Consider the following 24,717-nt stretch of genomic DNA (forward strand, 5'->3'; position numbering starts at 1 on the left):
TAAAATTATATCAGTAAATGAAATTGATTATCAGATTAAAAAAGATTTATGGCCATCTTCATCAGAGGAAAATGCCATAGTAAAGGATAGGTGGTAATAATGGTAGATTTATCAAGCCTGTACAATTTGGATGTGTACACAACACGAGGAAACTACGTTGGAAGAATTCAAGACGTTGTACTGAACATTAAGAAAGGCAGGGTATCCATCTTAAAAACAACAGCAATGAAACCCGACAAAAAAAGTGTTGGAATTAAAGATGTAATAAAAACAAGCATCAGAATAGTTCCAGAAGGGGATGAAATCCGCCCTCTCAAAGAAGAAGGAAGCATAGAAATTCCCTACGAGAGAGTGCAGGCAGTCGGAGACATTCTGTTAATAAGCCCTGAGATTGTAAAAACACCTGTTGAAACAACACCTCAACTCTAGGAAACAAATTATGAAGGTTGGAATTCTTGGATGCGGCGCCATAGCTAACATAATAACTAATTTTGCTGTAGAAGGTAAGCTTGGTGTTGATCTAAATTTTTTTTACGATCGTGATATGGAAAGAGCTGAAAATTTAGCTTCTCAAGTTGATGGAACTGTTGCCCTAGACATTAACAGCATGCTGGAAAATGTTGATTTGGTCATTGAAGCAGCAGCCCCCCAGGCCGTATCAGAAACAGTACCCCTAGTTCTTGAACATGGTGTAGATGTCATAATCATGAGTATTGGTGCACTGATGGATACTGAGCTCAGGAAAACTCTAGAAAACTTGGCAGCAAAAAACAATGCAAAGATATATGCACCTTCCGGAGCTATTGTAGGTCTTGATGGCATCAAGGCAGCTTCCATTGGAAAAATACAAAGTGCTACCTTGGTAACACGTAAACCACCAAGATCTCTGGGAGTTTCAGCAGAAGAAGAAACTATACTCTACGAAGGAAAAGCAGGGGATGCTGTTAGGAAGTTCCCAATGAACATCAATGTTGCAGCAGCATTAAGCTTGGCCTGTGGAAAAGAAGTAGATGTTAAAATAATAGCAGATCCAAGTGTGGATAGAAATATGCATGAAGTTCAAGTTATAGGTGATTTTGGAGAAATTAAAACTATAACACAGAATGTAAGATGTTCAATGAATCCAAAAACTAGTGTAATGGCTGCTTACTCGGCCATAAAGCTTCTTAATAGTTTAAATGAAACCTTTAGAATAGGAACCTGAAGATCTTTGGATCACAATAACTTGAATAAAATTTAAGAAAAAATATATTCGATGATTAATCATTGAATACGAAACTATTTTATTGAAATTATCCATAATCAAATTTCATATTTTTTATCAAACCTTTAACAGATGGTATTTAGAATGAAAGAATGTGAGATATTTTCTAACCTAAGAGTTCCATGTGGCTCTGAAGTTGTTGTGCGTGTGGATGGAAGAAAATTTTCCAATTTATCCGCGGAGCTTGAGCTAGAAAAGCCATACGACCAAGATTTTACCAATCTAATGTGTGAAGTCTGTTCAGAATTCTTTAAAGAGTTTGCACCAAAATTCATATACACCTTTTCTGATGAGATAAACATTCTCCTTTCGGACATACCATTCAATGGCCGCATAGAAAAACTTAACTCTGTTTTTGCAGGATTTATATCGGCCTCCTTTCAAAAAAATCTTTTAAAAATTGAGAAATTCAAGGAAATAATCGATGAACATGATATAAAACCAGTATCATTCGATTCCAGAATAATACCATTGGCATTGGAAGGAACCATTGATTACTTCAAAAACAGACAGAGTGAATCATGGAGAAACTGTATAAATGGGTACAGTTACTGGAAGTTAAGAGAAAACCATGATAAAACCAGTGCCGTTGAAATTTTAAATAAAAAGAAGAGCAGTGAACTTCATGATCTCCTCTTTGAAAATGGATTAAACATTTCTGAGGTACCAATCTGGCAGAGGAGGGGTATTGGGATTTACAGAACAGCTAACGAAGTTGAAGGATACAATCCAGTTGAGAACAAAAGGGTAAAAACCATGAGGTACTTGCCAATGGTTGATCGTGAACTACCCATCATCAACCGAGAGTTCTTTGAAAACAGAATATTTTACTGGTATCCATAGAAAATAAGGAAGTTTAAGATGTTTGGTTTAGGTAAAAAGAAGTATAAAGAGGTTCATGTGGATCATGAGCTTGTGGAAGAAATTATTGACATAGCAAAGGAATCGTATCCAAACGAATTCAGTGCAATGCTTCATGGTCTTGTTGAAGATGATATATTGAAGATCGATGAACTGATCTTCCTGCCTGGAGCAGCATCAGAATCTGGTGCAGTTATGGAAATATTCATGTTACCTATGTTGTCAGATGATGTGGGTTCAGTTCACAGTCATCCTGGTTACAGTGCCGAACCTTCAGGTGCGGATCTTCAATTCTTTTCTAAAAGAGGTACATTCCATATGATCATAGCCCTTCCCTACACTGAAGATAGTATTATAGCCTACAACAGTTACGGTGAGCAAATACCCTTTTCAATAGTTAGAGAATAAAGATCTGAAAATAAAAAAAAATAAAAGAAAATATTCAGGTTTAACCTGAAAAAATTAATTTTTTTTGGAATTAAAGATTCACTGCAACAGCATCGTTTACATCTTCGAGCTGTTTAAGTTCTTCGATCACATTTAAAGGAACCTGCTGATCAACCTTTAAAACCATGACAGCTTCTCCGCCAAGTTCTTTTCTTCCAACTTGCATTTTAGCTATGTTTATGTTGTGTTTACCAATTTTTGTTCCTATGGCTCCTATTACTCCAGGTTTATCTTTGTACTTGGAGATCAACATGGTGCCTTCAGTTTCAACATCTACTTGGTAGCCGTTTATCATGATTATTTTAGGTTCATCTGCCATAATTCCCTCAATACTAACATCGTTGAAATCAGATTTCATTTCCACCTTGATCAGATTTTTGTAACCCTTAGCATCACATCTTTTACCTTCAGTCACAATTATTCCCCGTTTTTCAGCAACTGATGTTGCATTTACAAGGTTCACTGGTTCTGTTAGTATTGGATTTAAAACTTCTTGAAGTATCATACGGGTTAATATATCATGCTTTCTAAGCTCTGAGAGATCACCGCAGTAAGTCACATCGATCTCCTTTATATTTCCCTTTGCAGTTTGAATCATGAACTTGCCAATCTTTTCAATGAGTCCGAAGTAGGGCTTGACCATGGAGAAGGTTTCAGGATCCAATACAGGCATGTTTAAAACATTTTTTGGAGACCTGCCTTGGAAAACTTTTTTAATCTCATTAGCCACTATTATGGCAGCGTCCCTTTGTGCTTCTGAAGTTGAAGCTGCTATGTGTGGAGTTAAAACCACGTTGTCAAGGGTGAATAATGGACTGTTTTCTGGAGGTTCAACTTCGTAGACATCCAGGCCAGCACCTCTTATTCTGTTGTTTGACAGGGCTTCGTAGAGATCTTCTTCATTGATGATTCCGCCCCTTGCACAGTTTATGATAATTGCATTTTCCTTCATGATTTCAAACTGTGGCTTTGATATTAGGTGTTTTGTTTCTGGTGTTAATGGCACGTGTATGGTCATGACATCGGATTCCTTTAGGAGAGTTTCCAGGTCTACCACTGTAACTCCAAGTTCAGATGCTGATTTTTCTGTGATGTATGGATCGTAGACAACAGTTTCCATTCCAAAAGCTTTTGAACGGGTAACTACTTGGCTTCCAATTCTGCCCATACCAATAACACCTAGGGTTTTTCCATTCAATTCTATACCCATGAACCTGCTTTTTTCCCATTTACCATCCTTCACTGAGCTGTCTGCTATTGATATTTTACGTGAAAGTGAAAGTATTAGCCCCATGGTGTGTTCTGCAACTGTGATGGATGTTGATTCTGGTGCGTTTATCACCATAATACCACGTTCTGTAGCTGCCTGAACATCTACGTTGTCCACACCCACTCCTGCCCTGGCTATTATCTTCAATTTATCTGCAGCTTCAATCACTTCCCTCGTGACTTTTGTTCTGCTTCTTACAATTATGGCATCATAATCTGCTATTTCCTTTACCAATTCCTCTTTTGAAATTGTGAAGTTGCTTACAATCTCAGCAACATCTTTTAATTCATCTATTCCCTTTTCGTTTATTTGATCAGCGATAAGTACTTTTTTATCCATATTTTCACCCTGAGTTCTCTCATAATATTATCTATGAATCTGAATGAGTTTAAATTTATATTAGAACTTGCATTTATAAATTCCATTCAATAGTTCTTCAATATAATATTGCAATCCAACATCTAAATTCAATTAAAAAATAGTTATGGAACTTTCATATAATAAATTATTTACATGAACCACATCGTTGTCCGAGTTTGATTTGGAAAAAGATATATCGATCCAAACAAAATTTAAAGGTATACTAACAACAAGAAATGGTTTAAATGGAGGTTTAGGAAATGGTTTCTGTCGATGAATTCATAATAGTTAGCTCAAATTATGTGCCGGGATATGAAATTTTAGAAACAAAGGGATTTGTGTATGGACTGACTGTTCGAAGTAGGGGTGTTGGAGGACAACTTGGTGCAGGTATCCGTTCCATGTTTGGAGGGGAAATAAAAGAATACGTTCAAATGATGCAGGAATCAAGGAATGAAGCTCTTGAAAGATGTATTGATCATGCTCGGGAAATGGGTGCAAATGCAATTATAAGTGCACGTTTTGATTCTGATGCAATTTCTGACATCATGCAAGAAATATTGGCCTATGGAACTGCAGTCGTTGCTCAACCGGTGGAATAATTAGATGTTTGATGGCAGTATCAAAATATCAAACAAGGATATTCCCAGAACCTTGCTTGGATCTTCCCCATTCGTTGCAGCTCCTCAATTTGGACACAGGGCAAGGTTGTACCAGCTTGATCTCTACAACAATCCAGAAAATATTGCGAAGATAATTCAGAAATCCCATGATATGGGAGTTAAGGGAATTCAGGTAATGCCCGAACCTCCTGTTATCGAAGCAATAGGACTTGCACGTGATGCAGGCATCAAAATGGATATTGTGGGCACATTGATGCCAGAAACTGAAGCTGAAGACATTGAACTATTCTCTGATTTGGGTGCAGTATCTGTAATGATTCATGGAACCCTAACAGACACTGAAAATTGGGATGCCATCGAAGAAAAACTTTTGAAGATCAAAGAAATTGAAGCGGTTCCAGGACTCGTAACCCACAGTCCCTTCAAAACCACGTCAAGTTTGTTGAAATCCGATGTATTGGATCTGTTCGATATTTACAGTGTTCCTGTTAACAAACTCGGATACCTCATGGACTGTGATGTGTATGATAAGGAAGTTAGGGCGAACTTGGACAACATGATGGAAGAATTAAACAAAACAATCATGGTTAGAAATGTTCTGGCAGCAGGTGTTTTAATGCCTGAAGATGCATTTAACTACCTTAAAACAGTTTCATTTGCAGATGTTGTGGCTTTGGGAATTGCTTCAGTTGATGAAGCACAGGAAACATTTAGTCTGCTCAAATCTCTTTAAATTCCATTTTTTTTATTAAATAATGGAAATATATTTTTTTTTAAATCATATTATGAACAAGGAATTTGGCGTGGAGTTAAGTTTGAATCAACGTAGAAAGAATATAAAAAAATTTGTATTGTAACAATAGATTGAGATGTTTAGTTACAGTCTCTCCGTTCCCTAACCAGTTTTAGGAACTCCTTTGAATGTTCCATTTCTTTAATTTCCCAGTTATAAACAACTGGCACACCTTCAATACATTTCAATGGTTTTTTATCTTCCAATAAAAATACTGCATCTGTTCCAGTGATTCCTGACAAATCTTTTACATTTAGGGCCATTCGTTTTAGCATCTGTTGGTTTCTGTTCTTCTCTAAATTGGTAATGACTGTACTGTCCTTTTTAGTAAGTTTGCCTGTGCTTTCTTTTTTAGCCAGAGCATCAAACGGGGTTCTGTTGGTAGATATAACTCCGAATCCCAAATTTTGGAGTGTAGTCTGGTTTTCCACCGACAACTCTGGTTTTGGTGTATTGGTATCCCTAACATCTGCCCTTTTCTCCACTTCTGGAACACTTAAAAGATTTACAGAGAGGGTTATCTTCATGTTAAGTATGCTTTCAAGCATCATGGCAGTTTCAGGGAATGCCCTTACCATACCACGTTCATATTTGTAAATAGTTTCCTTGGATACATGGGCCTTATCAGCCAAATCTTTCCTGGAAATATTTTGAGTTTCCCTAACCTGTTTAATTATTTCCCCATCGATCTGAACGTAGTAACCACCACGATCAGCAAACACCTCGGGATATATATCGTCTACAACCATATTTCTGAGGGTTTCCCTGGCAATAACAGGAATACCATGACGTTCATATATAACGTCTTCTTCAAGATACTCATTTTTAGATTTTATTCCCACAACTAGGGGTGATGCTAGAAATGTGTCGGCAACCTTTTTTATTTCCTCTGCCTGGCTTCCTGTGAAACCATCTATATTAATCAGAATCTTCAAAAGTAATAGTTCAAATTCCTTTCTAGCCACCATATCAAAACAACTTCTATCATATATATTAGAAGTTTCAAATCCATGGTTAGAGAGAAGATCATTTATCTCAATGAGGACCTGATCCCTTTGGGGTGAAATGTTGGCTTTCTGCATTTAATCACCGGTGAAAAAATATGAACGATATATTATTATATGTTGGAATCGATGACACTGATTCCAGTTCTGGAATGTGTACTACCTATGTAACTTGTGTTATAATCTCCAAACTTAAAGATTACGGTTTTAATATTTCAGGATATCCCAGACTCATAAGGCTTAATCCGTTTGCAAGATTTAAAACCAGAGGAAACGGTGCACTATCCTTCAAATTAAAACTTAAAACAGAAAAAGAAGTTGAGGAAGTAAAAAAATTAGTATTAGAGAATGTTCAGACATTATCAGAACTTCAAGATGAAAAAACCAACCCTGGAGTTGTTTTCTACCAAAATGATGTCACACTTGAACTCGAGGAATTTGCAGACAGAACAATAAGGAACATAGTGTCAATAACAGAAACAGAATCCATTTTAAAGAATATTGGTGCTGACTACTACAAATTTAAAAATGGCAGGGGAATAATAGGTGCATTGGCAGCCATAGGATGCAACCTAACAGATCAAACCTTTGAGCTTCTGGCCTACAGAACTCCAGAGAACTACGGTTCAAAAAGAAGGATTGACCATGAATCTGTAGTTGAAATGGATACAAAAACATATCCTTCAACCTTTGACAATCTTGACCACGGATATATTGCAATAGAACCTCACACTCCCTGCCCTGTACTTTATGGAATAAGGGGCGAGAATCCTGATGTACTTGAACAGGCCAGAACAATGGTCCGTGTCATGGAACCAGTTGAAAGGCACTGCATCTTCCAAACCAACCAACATACAGACATGCACCTCAAACCCATAGACAATATTTCAGACATGGAGAAGTTCAAATGTTACATTGTAAATGGCAAGGTAATGGACAAACCCCATGTTATAGATGGGGGACATCTTATCTTCAGATTAGAAGATGAGTCAGGAAATATTGAATGTGCAGCATACGAACCAACCAAACAATTCAGAAATTACGTTCGAAAATTGGAACCTGGGGATATATTGGAGGTTTATGGAGGAGTTGGAGAAGGAATAAACAATCAAGGCACCCTTAACATAGAAAAATTCCAGTTAAAGGAACTTGCTAAAACAGAAAAATTTGTTAATCCAATGTGCAGCTGTGGAAAAAGAATGAAGTCAGCTGGAAAAAACAAAGGATTCAAATGTCCGAGCTGCAGTAAAATAGAAAGGAATGGAGAAAAAGTAGCGGTAGAAGTGCCTAGAAATATAGAAAAAGGATTTTACGAAACTCCTCCCTCTGCAAGAAGACATTTAAGCAAACCTTTAGTTAGAGATGGACTTTGATACCAACAGGAAATACCCTAATATTAATTTAAACCATAAAAATCGTTTGAGTTCATAAAATATGATAACAGAAGATCTAGCCAGTAAAATAGCTGAAATAAACTATGATGAACTTCCAAAGGAAGTCGTATCCCAAGCAAAACTCTGTTTTTTAGATTTTTTAGCCGTGGCAATGAGGGGATCAAATAGTCCAAGCGGAAAAATAGTTAAAGAAATATTTAACTGCGCAAAAGATGAGGTAATAGTTGATTTAGACAAGTTAAGCGTAATGGATGCTGCTTTTTGTAATGGGGTCTTTGCGCACAGTCTTGATCTTGATGATGGTCACAGACATGCTCAACTTCACCCAGGATGTGCTGTTATCCCTGCTTCACTTGCGGCGGCTGATTTTCATAAAAAAACCGGCAAGGAACTGTTAGAAGCCATTGTTGCAGGTTATCAAGTTTCTATATTAATGGGAAAACTTTCAAACCCCATGCACAGAAATAATGGTTTTCACAGCACAGGAACCTGCGGCACATTGGGTGCTGCAGCAGCGGTATGTAAAATTATGGAACTCAACGAAGAAAAAATAATCAATGCACTGGGACTTGCAGGAACCCAGGCAGCGGGTTTGTTGGAATCTGATCATGCCGGGACTATGGGCAAACATCTGCATGCAGGAAAGGCTGCACATGCAGGAGTTATTGCCGCAGTACTGGCTGAAAAAGGATTTACAGGAGCTAAATCAATAATTGATGGAAAACAGGGTTTTTACATGGCAATGGTTTCAGATTCAGATATTTCAATCTTAGAAAACAGTTGGAAAGAAATGGATAAGGATCGCTATCATATTTTAGATATTTACTTCAAGCAGTATCCATTATGCAGACATTTACATTCTTCAATCGATGCAGCTAGGTTCATAAAGGATAAAATGGAAACAGAAGGTTCAAATTTAGATGATATTCGTAGAATATATATCAAAACATATAAAATTGCTGCTGAACACGATAATTACCAGCCAGAAACTGTTGAAGATTTAAGGCAGAGCCTTCCATTTGCAGTGGCAATAAGTCTAATAAAAGGAGCACCAAACACTGAAAACATGGAAATAACAGACTTAACAAGATCTTTAGCCTCAAAGACAGTCATTGAAACAGATGCTAAATTGGATGGATCGTACCCCTCTAAAAGACCATCTGAAATCAGTGTTGAAACTGGAAATGGGGTTTACAACTGCCAGGTAGATCTTCCCCTTGGAGAACCTGAAAATCCCCTGGATCTGCAGGACCTAACTCAAAAATTTCAAGAACTAAACCCCCACGTTAATGTTGAATTGATGAACCCAATCGAACAAATTGAATCTATATATATACATGATTTTATGGAGATGTTAAATCTTAATATTAAATAGGAAATAATTCTTACTATCATAAATCTTATCATATTAAATTATTAACGAGTTGGTGATTCTATGGACACTGAAAAATTTTTAAATTCAATAGGAATTGGAAACCAAAATAATGAACCATCTGCAAAACGCTTTCCTGACGGTGCCCAGTACCGTTTTGAAGTTCCAGGAATTCAAAATCCCAATGCAATGGCTGCACTTTTTGAAGCAACAGACAGTTATGGGGTAAACATTCACAGGGTAACTCAAACCAAGGGAATAATGCTTTTAACAGATGCTGAAATCGAAGAAATGGTCACTATAGCAGCTGATGAAAAGGTAGAACTGTTCCTGAGTGTGGGACCCAGGGCCACCTACGATACCAGCGCATCAGCTAACACACCAGAAGGAGCAAGAATAGGTTACAGATTGAGGGGATACAAAAACTTGTTCTATGGTTTGGAAGATGTTAAAAGGGCTGTAGCACTGGGTGTTAGGGGCATAGTTGTATACGATGAAGGTCTACTCTGGGTGTTGGGTGAGATGCGTAAGAAGGGTGAACTTCCTGAAGACGTACATTTCAAAGTATCAGCACACTGTGGACATGGAAACCCTGCCAGTGCCAAACTCTTAGAACTCATTGGAGCAGATTCTTTCAATCCAGTAAGGGATCTTCAGATACCCATGATGGCAGAAATCAGGAGATCCATCAACATTTCCCTGGATCTGCACATGGAAAATCCTAAATCTTCAGGAGGATTCATACGTCACTACGAAGCTCCTGAAATAATAAAGGCAGCAGCACCTGTTTACCTGAAAACAGGAGGATCAGTTGCTGCCCACCATGGATGGGATACCAGTGCAAGTCAAGCTGCTGAAAGAATTAAACAGGTGTACCTAGTCCAAAGTATGATCGATAGATATTATCCTGAAGCAAAACTTTCTAAAACTGGGGCAGAGGATATGTCCATCCCAGAAAAATAGAATTAATTTGGAGATTTTCAATGGACCTCATAAATTTAGTTAAAGATGCAGTAATCGATGCAAGCACCAATTTCCGTGAAGATCAGTTAACAGCCTATAAAAATGCTGTTAAAACTGAAACCAATCCCAATGCTCGGTGGGTATTGGAATTACTCTTAAAAAATGCAGAAATAGCAAGTACAAATAAAGTTCCGCTCTGTGATGATACCGGTGTTCCCCATGTTCTTATTGAAGTAGGTAGGGAAGTTAATTTGGCTCCTGGATTTTTTGAAGATATAACCAAGGGAATAGAAGCAGGATTGAAGGAACTTCCAGCAAGACCAATGGCAGTCAAGGGTAACTCAATAGAGAGAATTGAACAATCCCAAGGACTTTATAACCAGCCAGAAATGCTTCCAGCACCACCTTTTTCAGTAACAGGGATTAAGGGCGATGTTGTGAAAATTCATGTGTTGATGCTTGGGGGAGGGCCAGAAATTCGTGCCCATACATATAAGGTTTTCCACAAGAGGGATCATAGAAAAGTATTTTTAGAAGTATTAACATGGTTGAGATCAGAGATTGCAATGTTAGGATGCACACCGTGTATTCCTGCAATTGGCATTGGAAGAACTCATTTTGAAGCTTCATCGCTTATGCTGAAAGCTATGGCTTACGGCAACCTTAATATCCAGTCTGAATTGGAAAATTGTATGACTGGAAAATTGAACAATACAAATATAGGGTCGCTTGGAATTGGCGGTTCTGTAACTGCACTGGGATCTTTTATCGAAGTTGGGCCCCAACGGGCGAGTGGCGTTAGAGTAGTTTCTATGCGTCCATGTTGCTGTGTGGAGCCAAGACGATCCACTGTGCAACTATCCAAATTTTTGGAGTGATTAAATTATGGCCATTGGTAGAAAAACCGTCGAAAATTTACTTAAATTAACTAATCCCAAATGGAAAACTTCCATTACTCGTGTTGAACCTAATAAATTGGTTACTCGAGGATATTCACAGGAAGATCTAATTGGTAAAATATCATTTCCTGAAATGGTTTATCTACTTGTTAACGGAGAATTGCCTTCAGAAATTGATTCTAAAATGTTAGAAGCTGTTCTAGTTTCTTTTTGTGATCATGGTGTAACACCACCCAGTACACAGGTTGCAAGATTGATGGCCTCGACAGGTTCATCAATGAAGGAGTGTGTGTCTGGAGGACTGCTTTCATTTGGCAAGTTCCATGCCGGAGCAATGGAAAGATCCATGCAGATGCTACAATATTTGGCATTGAATGGAGTTCCTGAATTCAGGGGTCCATTGAAATCTGGTCAGGACGTAAAAGCCGTTGCAGAAAAAGTGGTGGATGAATATTTATCTAAAAATGAGAAAATACCAGGATATGGGCATAGATATCATTCTGAAGATCCTAGGGCGGCTAAATTGATTCAAGTTGCCAAAAAATTGGAATGTGTAGGTGTTCACACTCAACTGGCTTTATCCATTGAAGAAATTTTATATGAAACCAAGGAAATAAAGATGAACATAGATGGTGCAAATGCAGGTATCTTATCAGATCTTGGTTTTGATTGGAAGGTTGGAACTGGAATTTTCATGATGGGAAGACTTCCCGGAATTATTTCACATGTTTTCGAAGAACAGACCGTTGAAACACCATTTAGAAAGTTAATTGACACTGAAGAAATTCACTATAGTGAAAAGGGGTGATTACTGCAGAATTAACTGAAATTATTCAATTATTTGCAATATGTATTATTATTTGAGTCTTTTTATTGGAAATTCAAATAGTAAAAGATAAATATAACACAATAGAAACTTTGCTTATAAATCATGGTGATTTAAATGACAACAATATCGGAAGCTATTACAACGATAAAAAAGGCTGAAAATGATGCTGACAAGTTAATAGAAGATACTAATGAATTAAAATCCGAAAGAATCGAAGAAGCCCGCTCAAAGTCCAAAGAAATCATAGCAAAATCAAAAGAAGAAGCTTCTGCTGAAGCCGAAAATATGGCTGTAGAAGCTGAAACCAAGGCCAAGAAAGAGGCCTTACATATTTCCAATACAACCAGTGAAGAAGTTCGAGTGACTAAAAGCACAGCAATGAATAAGGTTGACGAGGCAGCGGATTTAATAGTTAAAAGTATTTTATAGTGTGAGTACAATGTTCAAGCCGGCGAGAATGAAAAAACTCAAGGTTATAACCTTGGATAAGTACGCAGACACTGCAGTGAATACTCTTCACGATGCAGGACTGGTACAGATCCAAGATATATCTGAGAGAATACAACAAGATGCAGAGTGGAAGCAAATTCTTAAACCCGCCCATGCAACTCCTTTTCTCGGCAAAATTTCCTCTCTTTTAATGAAAACAACTGCTACATCCGATTTTTTAAGTTCTGTTAGCAGGAAGGATGAGGGCATTTTAGCCATGGCCAAAGGATTTATTAATCCTCCCAAAATTGAGAAAAAGGAAGTTGAAGAGGTAGAGGTTGAAGAACTTCTGAAATATGCAGAAACTTTCCTTGATGAAGTAGAATCTAAAACCAAACCATTGGAAGAAAATTTAAATGAATTAGAATCTAAGCTTTCCAACCTGGAAACTGCTAGGAAGGCAGCAGAGAATTTGAAAAATTTCGATGTTGACCTTGCAGAATTGACAGATACAAAATTTGTTTCTGTTATTGCTGGAAAAATTTCTTTAACTTCCTATGAAGAGTTCAAGGCAAGTATGAAGGACCTGCCTGATGAGATCCTTGTTGAGGATAATGACACTGAAGATAAATTATACAAAATTTTGGTTGTTATTAGCCTGAGCAAGTATGGTGATGAGATTTCAACTTTACTTAGAAAACTCGAATTCGAAAGATTCGATCTATCAGGAATTTCTGGAAAACCAGAAGAAATTTTAAGAAACTTTGAATCTGAAAAACAAGCAATAATAAAACAAAAAGAAGCTACTTTAAACGAACTTGGAGCAATATCTGAGGAATCATTATCTGATCTCATTGTTTTAAAAGAACTTCTTGAAATTGAAAAACAAAGAAGCGAAATTTTTTCATCATTTGGTGAAACAAACAACACTGTAATGTTGGAGGGATGGGTAACAAAGAAAAATCTAGAAGAAACTCTGGCACTCATTGAAACCACTACTGAAGGATATTCCATAGTAGAAGTTTCAGATCCTGATGTTGAGAAAGATGAAATTCCAATTCATTTGGACAATCCTAGGTTTGCAAAACCCTACGAGCTTTTTGTTAATATGTACTCCCCACCAGATTACAGGGAGTTTGATCCAACCATACTCATGGCAATTATATTCCCATTCTTCTTTGGTTTCTGTTTAACAGATGCTGGTTATGGTGTGGTAGATGCATTAATTGGTGTAGTTTTAATTTATGGACTCGGTAAAAACAGCAAGATGATGAAAAACATGGGACTTATATTAGTTGCATGTGGTGTCTGGGCGTTTATACTGGGTATGGTTACCAATGGTTTCATTGGAGACTTTTTCCCAAGATGGATTCTTGGAGGAGTAGCACTACCAACAACTATACATTCCATAGACGCATTCGTACATCCAGAAAATATTTTATACATTGCACTAGCAATAGGTGTTATCCACATTAACATGGGTCTTATAATAGGTGCATACAACAACATCACCCGTGGAAATGTCAGTGATGCTTTAGGAGCACAAATAGTCTGGTTTGTTTTAGAAGCAGGAATTGTTGCATACGTACTAACAAGTTCATTATATATTGCAGCCCCGATACTCGTGTTAAGCCTTATAATGCTCATATACTTCAATGGAGCATTTGGTCTCATGGATCTCACAGGGTTCTTGGGAAACCTGTTATCATATGCAAGGCTTTTAGCACTTTGTCTTTCAACAGGCGGAATTGCTATGACTGTTAACATTTTAACAGGATTATGTGATAGTATGATACCTGTTGTTGGAGTAATATTGGCACCTCTAGTCTTTATTGGAGGTCACATAGCCAACTGTGCATTCCAGAGTCTGGGAGCATTTATAAATTCATTACGTTTGCATTATGTTGAGTACTTTGCTCAATTTTACATAGGTGGAAGTCAGAAGTTCAGGGCATTCCGTACAAAAAGAATACATACTGATGTAGGAGGTAAATAATATGGTAGAAATAGTATTAGGAACAGCATTAGCAGCAATCGGCGCAGGTCTAGCAGTCGGTTTAGCAGGATTAGGATCAGGTATAGGACAGGGTATTGCAGCAGCAGGGAGTGTAGGTGCAGTAGCAGAAGACCCTGATATGTTTGCAAGAGGTATCATATTTACAGCCCTTCCAGAAACACAGGCTATATACGGTTTTCTTATAGCTATCTTGCTCCTGGTTTTCTCAGGAATAATGAACCCTTCACTAACATTGAATGTTTCACAGGGTATAATAGCAGTTGGTGCAGGTGCAGCAATTGGATTTGCAGGTTTAGGTTCTGGTATGGGTCAAGGTATTACAGCATCCTCATCAGTAGGAGCTGTTGTTGAAGAACCAGACATGTTTGCAAGGGGTATTATATTTACAGCACTATCTGAAACACAGGCTATCTACGGTTTCCTTATAGCTATATTGCTTATGGTATTCGCTAAAATTCTTGGAGGATAAACATGAGTGCCGGGACAGAAAAAATAGTCTCAAGTATAATATCTGAAGCTCAAACTAAGGCTAGTTCAATCGAAGAAGAAGCTGAAGTAGAGAGTAAATCCATTTTAGAAGAGGGTGAAAAAATCGCCCTCATTGAAAAGGAAAAGATCTTAGAGGATGGTAAAAAACAATCCACCATGAGATATCAGCAAATAATCTCAGAGGCTAAGATGAATTCCAGAAGAATGGAACTTGATGCTAGAGAAGAAATAATTGAAGAGTCCTTTAAAAAGGCTGTGGAAAACCTGAAGGAAATTGCTTCTTCAGATTCAACAGAATACAAGGAATCTTTAAATGAAATTATTATTGAAGCTGCAACTGAAATTGGTGGCGGAGACTTGATCGTGTCTGTCAAAGCTGAAGATGTGGCCAAGATAAAAGTTTCAATATCATCCATCGAAAATGAAGTAAAAGAAAAAACTGGTAACGAGACTAAGTTAGAAATTGGAGATAACATAAACACCATTGGAGGAGCGGTTCTCAAAACCAAAAATGGTGAAATAGAAGTTAACAATACTATCGAGGCTAGATTGCTGAGATTTAAAAAATCTCTAAGATCAGAAGTTGCAAGAATATTATTCAAATAGGGGAGATTCACCATGGTAGAAGATATAACTACACTAGTTACTGCACTTGGATTTCCCTCATATGAAATTTTTTTAGCAGTTATGATCTTAGCCATCATAGTTATTGGTGCAATTGTTGTTATAACAATAATTAGGCCTGTTTTGGGGTTCTTTCCCTACACTTACCCTAATGCAAGGGTCAGGGCAAGAACTGGAAGGTTATTTAATGAAAAGGAATTTTCAGAAATAGTTGAATCCCAAAATGTTGAAGAAGTTAAAAACTATTTGAGGGGAGTTCCAGACTACGCCAAGTACATAGATACCTACCCTCTTGAAAAGGCATTGGATTCTCAGTTAGCTGAAACCTACGATTTGATTGCAAGGATCACTCCTGATGACAGTAAAGACAGTTTCAAGTTTTTACTGAAAAAATGGGACATCAAAAATATCAAAAGCATAATAATAGCTAAGGAAGCAGGTTTGAGCCAGGAACAAACAGTTGATCTGCTTGTACCATTTGGAGAATTGAGCAACAAGCTTGATTCTTTAATAGATACAGATTCAGTCGAAGAAGTACTCAATGCATTGGAAGGAACTGAGTATCCAAAGATTGTTGAAGATGCACTACCAATATACAAGGAAACAGGTTTATTGTTACCTTTAGAAGCTTCAATGGACAAATATTTGCTAGAAAATCTTTTAAAAACATCTGCAACACCTGAAGATGAGAACACCACTCTACTTCACAATTACATTGGTACAATGGTTGATGTTGCCAACATAAAGATCATTCTAAGGGCAAAGGCAGACAACATTAAGTACGAAGACATAGAACCCTACATGGTTTCAGATGGATACGAAATTCGGGAATGGAAACTCAAAGAGTTAATGGAAGCAGAAGATGTATCTGGAGTTATAAGTGGATTAGAAGGAACTGATTATGCTCCAATGCTTTCTGATGCCATGTCAGAATTTAATGAAACAGGTTCAATGGCAACTTTCGAGAAATTGCTCGACAGCTACGTTGTCAAAACAGCTAAAACCATTTCCTTGAAGAATCAGTTTGGAATTGGCCCTATGATAGGATTTTTAAGTAGGAAGGAAACTGAAGTTAAAAACTTAAAAATTATTGCTAGGGGAAAAAGGGAAGCTGGATTCTCACCATCAATGATCAAGGAGATGTTAGTATGAACTCAAATATCGCTGTGATGGCAGACGAGGATATTGTCACAGGCTTCATGCTTGGAGGTATCAAAGAAGGACACCCTGTTAAGGATATGGATGAAGCAGAAAAAACCTTAAAAGAATTGGTAAGTAGGAATTTTTCTGTCATTATCACCACCGAAAAAATAGGGGACGCACTCAGGAAAACAATCAACAAGGTAACAAACGAAAGCGCATTACCTATGATAATTGAAATACCAGACAAAACAGGCTCAATTAGAAGGGAATCTGACCCTATGAGTGAGCTTATTAAAAGAGTAATTGGGGTTGAGATGGTAAAATGATTACAGGAAATATAATTAAAATAGCTGGCCCTGTTATTGTCGGAGACGGCATGAAGGGAACCCAGATGCACGAAATGGTGAAGGTCGGGAACGATAAGTTGATCGGTGAGATCATTGAACTCGAAGGAGACAAAGCAACCATACAAGTTTACGAAGAAACAGCAGGTATGAAACCTGGTGAACCAATCGAAAGTACTGGAGGACCACTATCAGTTGAACTAGGCCCTGGTATATTAGGTTCCATTTTTGACGGAATTCAAAGACCACTGGAAAAGATCAAAATAATGACAGGTGATTATCTCCAGAGGGGAATAAGTGTTCCATCATTGAATAAAGAAACCAAATGGACATTTAAACCAACCTTAGCTGCAGGAATAGATGTAAAGGGTGGAGATGTAATAGGAGAAGTACAGGAAACATCTGCAATTCTTCAAAAAATTATGATACCTCCAAAGGTTGAAGGTAAACTATTAAGCATAGTTTCCGAAGGCCAGTACACTGTGGAAGAAGTAGTTGCAGAAGTCGAAACATCAACAGGAACTGTTGAAGTTACAATGATGCAAAAATGGCCTGTAAGAGTTGGAAGACCATACAAAGCCAAACTAGATCCAGATGTGCCTTTGGTAACAGGTCAGAGGGCTCAGGATACATTTTTCCCAGTTGCAAAGGGAGGTACCTCTGCAATGCCCGGACCATTTGGTTCAGGAAAAACAGTTACACAGCAGCAGCTCGCTAAATGGGCAGATGCAGACATAATTGTGTATGTAGGATGCGGTGAACGTGGAAACGAAATGACAGAAGTTCTAAAGGAATTTCCGCAATTAGAAGATCCAAAAACTGGTAAACCATTGATGGACAGAACAGTTCTCATAGCAAACACCTCAAACATGCCTGTGGCAGCTAGGGAAGCTTGTGTGTACACCGGTATAACCATTGCTGAATACTTCCGTGACATGGGTTACGATGTAGCTCTAATGGCAGATTCAACCTCAAGATGGGCAGAAGCAATGAGGGAAATATCAGGTAGGCTAGAAGAAATGCCTGGTGAAGAAGGATACCCAGCATACCTCGCATCAAGACTTGCTCAATTCTATGAAAGAGCAGGAAGAATAACCACCATAGGTACTGAAGATAAAACATCATCTGTAACAGTTGTAGGTGCTGTATCACCACCTGGTGGAGATTTATCAGAACCTGTTACACAGAACACACTTCGTATATCCAAAGTGTTCTGGGCACTGGATGCATCACTTGCAGACAAACGTCACTTCCCTTCAATAGACTGGTTACAAAGTTACTCACTCTATGTTGACAGCGTGCAGAATTGGTGGAACACCAATACTGGTGCAGATTGGAGAGAAACAAGGGATACAGCAATGGCACTGCTTCAGAAGGAATCTGAACTGCAGGAAATTGTACAGCTCGTAGGTCCGGATGCTTTACCAGACCGTGAAAGAATCACCCTCGAAACCACTAGGATGATCAGGGAAGATTTCCTCCAACAAAACGCATATCACGAAGTAGACACATACTGTGCTCCAAAGAAACAGTACGAAATGCTTAAAACAATTATAACTTACCATGTCAATGCCGAAGCAGCACTTGACCGAGGAGCAGCATCTGCAGACATCATCACCATATCAGCTAAAGATGATATCGGAAGAATGAAGTACTTACCTGAAGCTGAATTTGAGGTTAAAGTCAAACAAATTCAGGAAGACATAGTAAAACAGTGCAGTGAGGTATGAAAATGAACACAAATATCAAAACAAGGGAATATACTACCGTCTCTGAAGTTTCAGGCCCTCTGATGATTGTTGAAGGTGTTGAAGGAGTAGCTTACAGCGAAATAGTAGACATTGAAACACCCGCAGGGGAAAAACGAAGGGGACAGGTTCTTGAAGTTAAAGACGACCTTGCTGTTGTGCAGGTTTTCGAAGGAACCAGTGACCTAAACACTTTAACAACCAAGGTGAGGTTCACAGGAGAAACAGCAAAGTTAGGTGTTTCACCAGACATGTTAGGAAGAATATTCAATGGTACAGGTGTACCAATTGACGGTGGTCCAGAGATCATACCTGACCAGGAACTCGATATCAACGGAAACCCAATGAACCCATCTGCCAGAGAATTTCCTGCAGAGTTCATTGAAACTGGTATCTCAACCATAGATGGAATGAACACGTTAGTACGTGGACAGAAACTGCCTATATTTTCAGGTTCTGGTCTTCCTCACAACGAATTAGCAGCCCAGATCGCAAGACAGGCAAAGGTTGTTGGAGAAGAAACAGAGTTTGCGGTTATATTTGCAGCTATGGGTATTACCCACGAAGAAGCAAATTACTTCATGAGAGATTTCGAAAGAACAGGAGCTCTAGAAAGAGTTACAGTTTTCATGAACCTGGCAGACGACCCTGCAATTGAAAGGATCATCACTCCTAAAATGGCACTGACAACAGCAGAGTACTTCGCATTTGAACTTAACATGCACGTGCTTGTTATACTCACTGACCTTACAAACTACTGTGAAGCACTTCGTGAGATATCTGCAGCTAGGGATGAAGTTCCTGGAAGAAGGGGATACCCTGGTTACATGTACACTGATTTAGCTACAATGTACGAACGTGCAGGTAGGATAGTAGGTAAAGAAGGTTCAATTACCCAGATGCCTATACTTGTTATGCCACAGGACGATATTACACACCCAATTCCTGACCTAACTGGATACATCACAGAGGGACAGATAGTGTTAAGCAGAGATCTTTTCAGGAAAGGTATCTACCCTCCAGTAGATGTTTTACCATCACTTTCCAGATTAATGAGTGGTGGAATCGGTGAAGGTCAAACAAGGGAAGATCACAGTGGTGTTTCAGACCAGCTTTATTCAGCATATGCAGAAGGAAGAGACTTAAGGGATCTGATGGCTGTAGTTGGTGAAGAAGCTTTAACAGAACGTGACAGGAAATTTTTAACCTTTGCAGACGAATTTGAGAAACTGTTCATAACCCAGACCAGTGATGAAGACAGGTCCATCCAGGAAACACTGGACCTTGGTTGGCAGTTACTAGGCCTCTTACCAGAAGCTGAACTCAAACGTGTAAAGGCTGAACACATACCAAAATACCACCCAAATTACAAATAATCCCTTAAATTTTTTAAGGGAATGTGAGGGATAAAATGGCTCAAGAAATGATAGAAGGCATCAATCCAACAAGGATGGAACTTCTTAAACTTAAAGATAGAGAAAAACTCGCAGTAAAAGGGCACAGTTTACTTAAAGAGAAAAGAAACGCCCTTATTATGGAGTTTTTCAATATACTCGAACGTGTCAAGGGATCAAGGGAAGATGTTGAAAGAACATTGAAAGAAGCCTATGAAGACTTGACAGCAGCACAGATTGTAATGGGTGATTTGGCTGTTAAAAAAGCTGCCCTGTCTGTTAACGAATCTATAAATATCGACATCGACTCTAGAAGTGTGATGGGTGTTGTAGTTCCATTGGTTGATTCAGAAATTAAAGAACGTAGCATGGTAGAAAGGGGATATGGATTCCTTGAAACCTCGGCTAAAATTGATGAAGCTGCAAGTAAATTTGAAAAGGCTATTAAACTCATAATAGAACTTGGAGAAATAGAGAAAACCATCATTCTCTTAGCTGCAGAAATTGAATCCACCAAACGAAGGGTTAACGCACTTGAACATATCATCGTTCCAAGAATCGAGAATACAGTTAAGTACATCGAGATGCGGCTCGAAGAAATGGAAAGAGAAAACTTCGTAAGGCTTAAAATGATCAAAAAGACCATGGAGATGGAATAATTGAGGATTATAACCCGGTTAGATGCCGTTAAGAAAGAGCTTGCACAAGCAAAAGCTGAAAAGCTTGACTTTCAGGTAGGATCTATTTCAGGTAACCTAAGGGCAATAATTGCTAATGAGGATATGGAATTTCAATCAGGAAATATTAAATCCATTGAAATTAAGGAAATTCCAATTCCAGCTAATTATTTGAGTTACTTAAGTGGTTATGGATCAAACAGCTACGGTCATACCCTAGCAGTTGATGAAGAAATTCCTCTACCTTTAAGCATGGAAAGAAAAGCTGATCATGCAATGTTTGCTGCAGCAAAGGATTGTGAAATAAAAAAAGATGATCTTCTAGGGGTTTTAATACTCTTACCAGTGCATCTTACCCATTAAATTTTTATTTTTTTTCCAAATTTTTTTTAAAGAAATTTTTAGTTACCAAACCTAGCCCTCATGGAACTGTTAAGAGGCTCCCTTAGATCATTGAACTGTATCAGAAGATCATCGATCACGCATCGAATATGTTTCAATTCTTCTATGTCCCTATTTGATTTTGATTCCAAACTTTTAAGCTCTTTTATCAACTTTTTCTTAGGAGAACCCATTATAATACTGGCCAATCCGCTGTTTTGTTTCATGGAATATTTGGTTCTTAATCTAGCTTTTTCTTTGAGAAAATTAGATTCCAGAGAACGAATATCCCTTCGAACTTCTTCTCTAAGTTTCATTAGGATGTTTTCCCGTTCGTTGATCTCGGAAATTAAACGTCGTGATTCTGCAATAGAATTCGCTTCAACATTGATTTCAACTAATTCTCCAATGGTTTTGTAATAATAATCAATCATTTAACCCCTACACCGTCCCAACTAAATTCTCTGTAATATGTAGATAGTTTTAAACATTTATAAGCTTTTCAGTGAATCAGAACTTATAAGTATGGGGGGTTGTTCTCAGATGATTACTGGTTATGGTTTTAATTGGAGTTCGTTGATAAATGGCAGGGCAGTTTATATTTCTGTTTAAACGATGTATCCAATTTATTGAAACTTTGTCTCATTGGAATTATCACCTGTAACTTCAATGGTTTATATGCTATTTCAATGGATCAAACAAATCAGGTATTAATATTAAAAATTTCTCTAAGAAATCATATTCGATTAAAGTTAATATAGGATCGATGAAGATATATTTTAGAATATGACAACTGATTTCAGCAGGGGAGACAAACTTGTTAAAAAACAGATCCTGATTCTGAACAAGCATTTGCCCCGTAAAAGAAAATTTCTCGAAGAACTTTTAAAAGAAGATAAGCCACATGTTATTGGTGCTGATGGGACCAGACACAGGTTTAAAAGGGAAGAACTCGAGAGGATTTCCGGAATATTAGGGAAATCTAACTTCAATAAGCTGAAACTTCCAATTTATATTGAAATAGATTCTAATGCTTCGGGTTCTAGAATAGCAGGAAAATATGAATCAGAAGTAGTTTGTAAGATTCTTGAGATTGATAACTGTGAAACTGAGATGTATATTTACAGGGCAGATTTAAAGAAACTTCGAAGTATACTCCCAACAACCACCCAATACATATTTTTAGTGAGGTAAATCACCATGAGCGTAGATCCATTGAACGAATTATTTAAAGATGTTGAAGACCCTGATAAACGTGCTAAACTTTTTTTGTTAGTATCTGCCGCAATGATCATTTCAACCATTCTTATTGTTGTGGGCACTATTATATTCATACTATGGGCTTTACACATTATTTAACATAAAAACAGAAAATTTAATAGATTTCATCTTTTTTCAGGCGCAGGTTGCAGGTTTTGATACACTGAAGCCACCAGTTCGTGGCTAGTTTTCATGGTGTTTTCTAAAATCATCCCTGAATTAACAACTGTTACTACAGGTTCTCCCTTCTCAATTATGACATTTTTAGCAGGGAGATCGGAAATTCCCTCGTGATTCATATTCCCTACCAGGGACCTTTCCTTTGCGAAAACAATTTGTTTAATTGCAAAACATCGAGGTTTTACGTTTTCAATTAAGGAACCATCACAGGCATTGATATGGGTTTGTGCCATGTTTATTCCCAACGATAATTCAGCAACTTCAAAGCTACCCTGAAGTCTTGGATTTACTTCGATTATGTAGGGAGTACCATCATCTTTGAGAACCATGTCCAAGCCGTTGGATCCAATGAGTCCCAGATCCAAGATTATTTCTTCTGAAATTTCCTTCAAGTTATGAATGGATTCTTGATCCAAGCCTGTGAACGGAGTTATATTCCCACAGTAACCATATTTTTCGAGTTGTCCCAACCCCATATTTCCTATTAATTGTTGATTTACTAGAATTGTTCTTGCTTCATCTACACTGGAAATTACAGATGTACTAATATTCTGCCCATCAACAATTTCCTGTAAAATAGCACCATTATTATCTATGGTTTCAAGGGGAGGTGTAAATTTAGTTATGCCAACTCCACCAGATCCTTCAAGGGGTTTGATGAGAAATTTTTTCTCTGGATTGTCCTGCACAATGCAATTTGCATCCTCCAACTTATCCACAAAAAAAGTAGAAGGAATGTTTATTAATCCTTCAAATCTCTTTTTAAGAGTTTTGTATAATTTATATTTATTTTCTACATCATTTATCTCTTGATTTCCTAAAATCTTATTTTTTGGAAATTGGCTTGGATCTGCACCTGAACAGCATACAATATGATCAACATCATCGACAAATTCTGCTGCAACTTTGTTTAAACTGTTATGAGTAAACTTTTCAGAAAAAAAACCTGTTGATTCATGGGACTCATACTTTAAAATTGATCTGTACTCCTTTACAATTGGGAGGAGATCTTCACATCCGAAATAATCAGCGGAGTAAACATTGAATCCTGCACTATTCAATGCAGCTGCCACAGGTCTGGTACTTGCACCTACAACTAAAATATTTTCCATTGATACAACCCATAAAAATTAGAATAGTCCTGAGCGGAGTCGAACCGCCGTCGCCGGTTCCAAAGACCAGCAGGATTACCACTACCCCACAGGACTAAATAGAATAGACTGTTTTATACAGTAATCAGTTTTTACGATTAGCTTATATTTAAATGTATCGAAGTTCAGGATAAACTAAAATATGGATTTTTTGTCACAGAGGTTATTGAATCTGCATCCCCTACATTTATTAGGGTTTTTTGTGGGGATAAAATCAATTTTTCCATTTAAAAGTCCGTGGACGCGATTAATCAAGTTTTTAACATCCATTTCTGCCTTTTTATCGAAGTAAGAAGACCAGAAAATATTATCGGTACCTCTTTCTCTTAACGATGCAATAATTCTCCTTTTTTCAGGGACCATGTCCTTGAATGCCAGGCAGTACCCGTAAACTTGGTTTATGCTTGATGAGTAAGCAACTCTTCCAGGTTTATCATCAATTATTATGAATTCATCGGGAGTCATCCAAACTTCATCAATGAAACCCCTGATCCCGAATTTTTCAGAGATTACTGGCAGTTCCCTCGATAGTATCTCACCAGTTTTAGATGTTTCCAACATTTCATCAAATGTTGCAGGTTCAGCATCTTTTTTGAAGTTGTTTTCAAGGATCAGATGTTCCTGAGTACCTTCAACCATTGCTTTAGTTGGTTTAATTTCTATTCCCTTCACATTTTCAAGGAAGATACCATACTCACAAAATCCCTGTTTGTTGAGCCAGCTGATTGGGAAGTTGTTTTTATCAGCAATTATTTTAACCTGACTTATGGATGGATGTGGTTTTGATCTTGAACTGACCAT

28 protein-coding genes and 1 tRNA gene are annotated in these 24,717 nt (G+C 37.7%); 23 read left to right on the forward strand and 6 right to left on the reverse strand.

Going from position 1 to position 24,717, the window contains the following annotated elements:
• The first annotated feature begins 99 nt into the window (after positions 1 to 99).
• From METBO_RS02125 to METBO_RS02140, 4 genes are all read left to right on the forward strand, one after another.
• Positions 100 to 429 carry a PRC-barrel domain-containing protein gene (locus METBO_RS02125; RefSeq protein ID WP_013644021.1) on the forward strand — a complete coding sequence of 110 codons (330 nt, stop codon included), beginning with the start codon at positions 100 to 102 and terminating at the stop codon, positions 427 to 429.
• A gap of 10 nt (positions 430 to 439) precedes the next feature.
• Positions 440 to 1,204 (forward strand): aspartate dehydrogenase, encoded by a 765-nt coding sequence (locus METBO_RS02130; RefSeq protein WP_013644022.1) that lies wholly within the window; start codon positions 440 to 442, stop codon positions 1,202 to 1,204.
• A gap of 144 nt (positions 1,205 to 1,348) precedes the next feature.
• Positions 1,349 to 2,107 (forward strand): tRNA(His) guanylyltransferase Thg1 family protein, encoded by a 759-nt coding sequence (locus METBO_RS02135; RefSeq protein WP_048186318.1) that lies wholly within the window; start codon positions 1,349 to 1,351, stop codon positions 2,105 to 2,107.
• Positions 2,108 to 2,125: 18 nt separating this feature from the next.
• Entirely contained in the window at positions 2,126 to 2,533 is a 408-nt protein-coding gene (locus tag METBO_RS02140) for a Mov34/MPN/PAD-1 family protein (protein WP_013644024.1), read from the forward strand.
• Positions 2,534 to 2,603: 70 nt separating this feature from the next.
• Here the strand turns inward: METBO_RS02140 and serA are convergent, their stop codons facing one another.
• Positions 2,604 to 4,181, reverse strand: a complete 1,578-nt coding sequence (gene serA / locus METBO_RS02145) for a phosphoglycerate dehydrogenase (RefSeq protein WP_013644025.1) — start codon at positions 4,179 to 4,181, stop codon at positions 2,604 to 2,606.
• A 281-nt stretch (positions 4,182 to 4,462) separates the two neighbouring features.
• Between serA and METBO_RS02150 the strand changes: the two genes are divergently transcribed.
• Positions 4,463 to 4,804, forward strand: coding sequence for a heavy metal-binding domain-containing protein (locus METBO_RS02150; RefSeq protein ID WP_013644026.1), 342 nt, complete (start codon positions 4,463 to 4,465; stop codon positions 4,802 to 4,804).
• Between the two features lie 4 nt (positions 4,805 to 4,808).
• On the forward strand, positions 4,809 to 5,558 hold the full coding sequence (locus tag METBO_RS02155; protein WP_013644027.1) for a hypothetical protein: 750 nt from the start codon (positions 4,809 to 4,811) through the stop codon (positions 5,556 to 5,558).
• Between the two features lie 140 nt (positions 5,559 to 5,698).
• On the opposite strand, the gene METBO_RS02160 is transcribed toward METBO_RS02155, so the two are convergent.
• Positions 5,699 to 6,700 (reverse strand): transcriptional regulator, encoded by a 1,002-nt coding sequence (locus tag METBO_RS02160; protein ID WP_013644028.1) that lies wholly within the window; start codon positions 6,698 to 6,700, stop codon positions 5,699 to 5,701.
• A 20-nt stretch (positions 6,701 to 6,720) separates the two neighbouring features.
• Here METBO_RS02160 and METBO_RS02165 point away from each other — a divergent pair, with 20 nt between their 5' ends.
• The 15 genes from METBO_RS02165 to METBO_RS02235 all read left to right on the forward strand — a co-directional run bounded on the left by METBO_RS02165 (position 6,721) and on the right by METBO_RS02235 (position 21,307).
• Positions 6,721 to 7,995 carry a tRNA(Ile)(2)-agmatinylcytidine synthase gene (locus METBO_RS02165; protein WP_013644029.1) on the forward strand — a complete coding sequence of 425 codons (1,275 nt, stop codon included), beginning with the start codon at positions 6,721 to 6,723 and terminating at the stop codon, positions 7,993 to 7,995.
• A gap of 61 nt (positions 7,996 to 8,056) precedes the next feature.
• Entirely contained in the window at positions 8,057 to 9,391 is a 1,335-nt protein-coding gene (locus METBO_RS02170; protein WP_013644030.1) for an MmgE/PrpD family protein, read from the forward strand.
• A 60-nt stretch (positions 9,392 to 9,451) separates the two neighbouring features.
• Positions 9,452 to 10,351, forward strand: a complete 900-nt coding sequence (locus METBO_RS02175; RefSeq protein WP_013644031.1) for a hypothetical protein — start codon at positions 9,452 to 9,454, stop codon at positions 10,349 to 10,351.
• Between the two features lie 20 nt (positions 10,352 to 10,371).
• Positions 10,372 to 11,229: a fumarate hydratase gene (locus tag METBO_RS02180; protein ID WP_013644032.1), complete on the forward strand. Its 858-nt coding sequence runs from the start codon at positions 10,372 to 10,374 to the stop codon at positions 11,227 to 11,229.
• A gap of 7 nt (positions 11,230 to 11,236) precedes the next feature.
• Complete coding sequence (locus tag METBO_RS02185; RefSeq protein ID WP_013644033.1) at positions 11,237 to 12,058, forward strand: citryl-CoA lyase; 822 nt, start codon at positions 11,237 to 11,239, stop codon at positions 12,056 to 12,058.
• A gap of 135 nt (positions 12,059 to 12,193) precedes the next feature.
• Positions 12,194 to 12,508 carry an ATP synthase archaeal subunit H gene (gene ahaH, locus METBO_RS02190; protein ID WP_013644034.1) on the forward strand — a complete coding sequence of 105 codons (315 nt, stop codon included), beginning with the start codon at positions 12,194 to 12,196 and terminating at the stop codon, positions 12,506 to 12,508.
• Between the two features lie 10 nt (positions 12,509 to 12,518).
• On the forward strand, positions 12,519 to 14,504 hold the full coding sequence (locus tag METBO_RS02195) for a V-type ATP synthase subunit I (RefSeq protein ID WP_013644035.1): 1,986 nt from the start codon (positions 12,519 to 12,521) through the stop codon (positions 14,502 to 14,504).
• 1 nt (position 14,505) lies between these two features.
• A complete protein-coding gene (locus tag METBO_RS02200; RefSeq protein ID WP_013644036.1) occupies positions 14,506 to 14,994 on the forward strand; it encodes an ATP synthase subunit K in 489 nt (162 codons plus the stop codon).
• Positions 14,995 to 14,996: 2 nt separating this feature from the next.
• Positions 14,997 to 15,620: a V-type proton ATPase subunit E gene (locus METBO_RS02205; RefSeq protein ID WP_013644037.1), complete on the forward strand. Its 624-nt coding sequence runs from the start codon at positions 14,997 to 14,999 to the stop codon at positions 15,618 to 15,620.
• Positions 15,621 to 15,632: 12 nt separating this feature from the next.
• Positions 15,633 to 16,790, forward strand: coding sequence for a V-type ATP synthase subunit C (locus tag METBO_RS02210; RefSeq protein WP_013644038.1), 1,158 nt, complete (start codon positions 15,633 to 15,635; stop codon positions 16,788 to 16,790).
• On the forward strand, positions 16,787 to 17,107 hold the full coding sequence (locus METBO_RS02215; RefSeq protein ID WP_013644039.1) for a V-type ATP synthase subunit F: 321 nt from the start codon (positions 16,787 to 16,789) through the stop codon (positions 17,105 to 17,107). The genes METBO_RS02210 and METBO_RS02215 overlap by 4 nt, the downstream gene beginning before the upstream one ends.
• Positions 17,104 to 18,855: an ATP synthase subunit A gene (locus tag METBO_RS02220; RefSeq protein ID WP_013644040.1), complete on the forward strand. Its 1,752-nt coding sequence runs from the start codon at positions 17,104 to 17,106 to the stop codon at positions 18,853 to 18,855. Before METBO_RS02215 ends, METBO_RS02220 begins: the two co-directional genes overlap by 4 nt.
• Positions 18,856 to 18,857: 2 nt before the next feature.
• Positions 18,858 to 20,249 (forward strand): ATP synthase subunit B, encoded by a 1,392-nt coding sequence (locus METBO_RS02225; protein ID WP_013644041.1) that lies wholly within the window; start codon positions 18,858 to 18,860, stop codon positions 20,247 to 20,249.
• Between the two features lie 35 nt (positions 20,250 to 20,284).
• Positions 20,285 to 20,926 (forward strand): V-type ATP synthase subunit D, encoded by a 642-nt coding sequence (locus METBO_RS02230; RefSeq protein ID WP_013644042.1) that lies wholly within the window; start codon positions 20,285 to 20,287, stop codon positions 20,924 to 20,926.
• Positions 20,927 to 21,307 carry a DUF22 domain-containing protein gene (locus METBO_RS02235; RefSeq protein WP_013644043.1) on the forward strand — a complete coding sequence of 127 codons (381 nt, stop codon included), beginning with the start codon at positions 20,927 to 20,929 and terminating at the stop codon, positions 21,305 to 21,307.
• A 38-nt stretch (positions 21,308 to 21,345) separates the two neighbouring features.
• On the opposite strand, the gene METBO_RS02240 is transcribed toward METBO_RS02235, so the two are convergent.
• Positions 21,346 to 21,759 (reverse strand): hypothetical protein, encoded by a 414-nt coding sequence (locus tag METBO_RS02240; protein WP_013644044.1) that lies wholly within the window; start codon positions 21,757 to 21,759, stop codon positions 21,346 to 21,348.
• 352 nt (positions 21,760 to 22,111) lie between these two features.
• Here METBO_RS02240 and METBO_RS02245 point away from each other — a divergent pair, with 352 nt between their 5' ends.
• Both METBO_RS02245 and METBO_RS13810 read left to right on the forward strand, forming a co-directional pair.
• Entirely contained in the window at positions 22,112 to 22,519 is a 408-nt protein-coding gene (locus METBO_RS02245; protein ID WP_013644045.1) for a DUF61 family protein, read from the forward strand.
• Between the two features lie 6 nt (positions 22,520 to 22,525).
• A complete protein-coding gene (locus METBO_RS13810) occupies positions 22,526 to 22,684 on the forward strand; it encodes a hypothetical protein (RefSeq protein ID WP_013644046.1) in 159 nt (52 codons plus the stop codon).
• 26 nt (positions 22,685 to 22,710) lie between these two features.
• Here METBO_RS13810 and METBO_RS02250 read toward each other — a convergent pair whose 3' ends face one another.
• From METBO_RS02250 to METBO_RS02260, 3 genes are all read right to left on the reverse strand, one after another.
• Positions 22,711 to 23,877, reverse strand: a complete 1,167-nt coding sequence (locus METBO_RS02250; protein ID WP_013644047.1) for an ATP-grasp domain-containing protein — start codon at positions 23,875 to 23,877, stop codon at positions 22,711 to 22,713.
• A 24-nt stretch (positions 23,878 to 23,901) separates the two neighbouring features.
• Positions 23,902 to 23,973 (reverse strand) — tRNA-Gln (locus tag METBO_RS02255).
• A 78-nt stretch (positions 23,974 to 24,051) separates the two neighbouring features.
• Positions 24,052 to 24,717: a CRISPR-associated protein Cas4 gene (locus METBO_RS02260; protein WP_013644048.1), complete on the reverse strand. Its 666-nt coding sequence runs from the start codon at positions 24,715 to 24,717 to the stop codon at positions 24,052 to 24,054.

This window comes from Methanobacterium lacus, from assembly GCF_000191585.1.
Lineage (GTDB): Archaea > Methanobacteriota > Methanobacteria > Methanobacteriales > Methanobacteriaceae > Methanobacterium_B > Methanobacterium_B lacus.

Bases quoted from the DNA above. Each gene is read 5' to 3' on its own strand.
- METBO_RS02240 (WP_013644044.1), bottom strand. From the start codon at position 21,759: ATGATTGATTATTATTACAAAACCATTGGAGAATTAGTTGAAATCAAT.
- METBO_RS02260 (WP_013644048.1), bottom strand. From the start codon at position 24,717: ATGGTCAGTTCAAGATCAAAACCACATCCATCCATAAGTCAGGTTAAA.
- METBO_RS02200 (WP_013644036.1), top strand. From the start codon at position 14,506: ATGGTAGAAATAGTATTAGGAACAGCATTAGCAGCAATCGGCGCAGGT.
- METBO_RS02130 (WP_013644022.1), top strand. From the start codon at position 440: ATGAAGGTTGGAATTCTTGGATGCGGCGCCATAGCTAACATAATAACT.
- METBO_RS02125 (WP_013644021.1), top strand. From the start codon at position 100: ATGGTAGATTTATCAAGCCTGTACAATTTGGATGTGTACACAACACGA.
- METBO_RS02205 (WP_013644037.1), top strand. From the start codon at position 14,997: ATGAGTGCCGGGACAGAAAAAATAGTCTCAAGTATAATATCTGAAGCT.
- METBO_RS02220 (WP_013644040.1), top strand. From the start codon at position 17,104: ATGATTACAGGAAATATAATTAAAATAGCTGGCCCTGTTATTGTCGGA.
- METBO_RS02165 (WP_013644029.1), top strand. From the start codon at position 6,721: ATGAACGATATATTATTATATGTTGGAATCGATGACACTGATTCCAGT.
- ahaH (WP_013644034.1), top strand. From the start codon at position 12,194: ATGACAACAATATCGGAAGCTATTACAACGATAAAAAAGGCTGAAAAT.
- serA (WP_013644025.1), bottom strand. From the start codon at position 4,181: ATGGATAAAAAAGTACTTATCGCTGATCAAATAAACGAAAAGGGAATA.
- METBO_RS02160 (WP_013644028.1), bottom strand. From the start codon at position 6,700: ATGCAGAAAGCCAACATTTCACCCCAAAGGGATCAGGTCCTCATTGAG.
- METBO_RS02170 (WP_013644030.1), top strand. From the start codon at position 8,057: ATGATAACAGAAGATCTAGCCAGTAAAATAGCTGAAATAAACTATGAT.
- METBO_RS02230 (WP_013644042.1), top strand. From the start codon at position 20,285: ATGGCTCAAGAAATGATAGAAGGCATCAATCCAACAAGGATGGAACTT.
- METBO_RS02180 (WP_013644032.1), top strand. From the start codon at position 10,372: ATGGACCTCATAAATTTAGTTAAAGATGCAGTAATCGATGCAAGCACC.
- METBO_RS02175 (WP_013644031.1), top strand. From the start codon at position 9,452: ATGGACACTGAAAAATTTTTAAATTCAATAGGAATTGGAAACCAAAAT.
- METBO_RS02135 (WP_048186318.1), top strand. From the start codon at position 1,349: ATGAAAGAATGTGAGATATTTTCTAACCTAAGAGTTCCATGTGGCTCT.
- METBO_RS02140 (WP_013644024.1), top strand. From the start codon at position 2,126: ATGTTTGGTTTAGGTAAAAAGAAGTATAAAGAGGTTCATGTGGATCAT.
- METBO_RS02250 (WP_013644047.1), bottom strand. From the start codon at position 23,877: ATGGAAAATATTTTAGTTGTAGGTGCAAGTACCAGACCTGTGGCAGCT.
- METBO_RS02185 (WP_013644033.1), top strand. From the start codon at position 11,237: ATGGCCATTGGTAGAAAAACCGTCGAAAATTTACTTAAATTAACTAAT.
- METBO_RS02225 (WP_013644041.1), top strand. From the start codon at position 18,858: ATGAACACAAATATCAAAACAAGGGAATATACTACCGTCTCTGAAGTT.
- METBO_RS02150 (WP_013644026.1), top strand. From the start codon at position 4,463: ATGGTTTCTGTCGATGAATTCATAATAGTTAGCTCAAATTATGTGCCG.
- METBO_RS02155 (WP_013644027.1), top strand. From the start codon at position 4,809: ATGTTTGATGGCAGTATCAAAATATCAAACAAGGATATTCCCAGAACC.
- METBO_RS02210 (WP_013644038.1), top strand. From the start codon at position 15,633: ATGGTAGAAGATATAACTACACTAGTTACTGCACTTGGATTTCCCTCA.
- METBO_RS02195 (WP_013644035.1), top strand. From the start codon at position 12,519: ATGTTCAAGCCGGCGAGAATGAAAAAACTCAAGGTTATAACCTTGGAT.
- METBO_RS13810 (WP_013644046.1), top strand. From the start codon at position 22,526: ATGAGCGTAGATCCATTGAACGAATTATTTAAAGATGTTGAAGACCCT.
- METBO_RS02245 (WP_013644045.1), top strand. From the start codon at position 22,112: ATGACAACTGATTTCAGCAGGGGAGACAAACTTGTTAAAAAACAGATC.
- METBO_RS02215 (WP_013644039.1), top strand. From the start codon at position 16,787: ATGAACTCAAATATCGCTGTGATGGCAGACGAGGATATTGTCACAGGC.